At 39.9% G+C, this 676-nt stretch carries 1 protein-coding gene; it reads left to right on the top strand.

Going from position 1 to position 676, the window contains the following annotated elements; genetic code table 11:
• Positions 1 to 207: 207 nt before the first annotated feature.
• Positions 208 to 676: outer membrane beta-barrel protein (locus R7044_RS25720; RefSeq protein ID WP_225456059.1), on the top strand; the 469-nt coding region annotated here is incomplete at its 3' end.

Here is a 676-nt window from a genome sequence, read left to right as displayed (position 1 = left end):
GATCTCAACGATCCTTTTCTAAGGTAATGAACGTCCTCAAGAAAAACGCCTCCCAATGGGAGGCGTTTTTCGTATCTGCCAGTTGTAAAAAGGTCGCCTACACTAGCGACCTTGGGGATTCGTACAACGAGCGTTACGTTAAATATTCGCTATTAACGATACTCCCATGCATGCATAATATCTCCAAATCAACTATAAGGACTTAAAGTGAAAAAACTGATTTTACTAGCACTCTTAAGTGCAAGTGCAAGTGCAAACGAGGTAGACCATTTTTATGTCGGCGGCAATTTACTTGTAGGTCACAATACTGAGTTAGATGCTGGTATTGCAACTATTGATGAAAGCAACGACTTAGGTGGAGGGGTGTATGCTGGTTATAATTTTGCAGTTCACCCTAATGTAGATTTAGGTGTGGAGTTAGAATACCAACATTTTGGTGAAGCTGAATTTAATGAAGATGCCAGTGTTAAAGGTGATGCCTTTTATATTAACGCACGCCCTAAGTTTATAGATAAAGGTAATAAATTATATAGCGCACTCATTCTTGGCGTTGGTTCATTAAAGGGCGAAACCAACGTCTTCGGTATATCTGAATCAGAATCCAAGTTCTCTTATCAAGCAGGATTGGAAGTAGGTTACATGCTTGACAATGTAGACCTTGCTATCGAGATCGGAA

It is taken from the genome of Vibrio sp. 1402, from assembly GCF_033340275.1.
The sequence above is the reverse complement of the archived record's forward strand: the minus strand, read 5'-3'. Positions and strand labels throughout refer to the sequence as shown.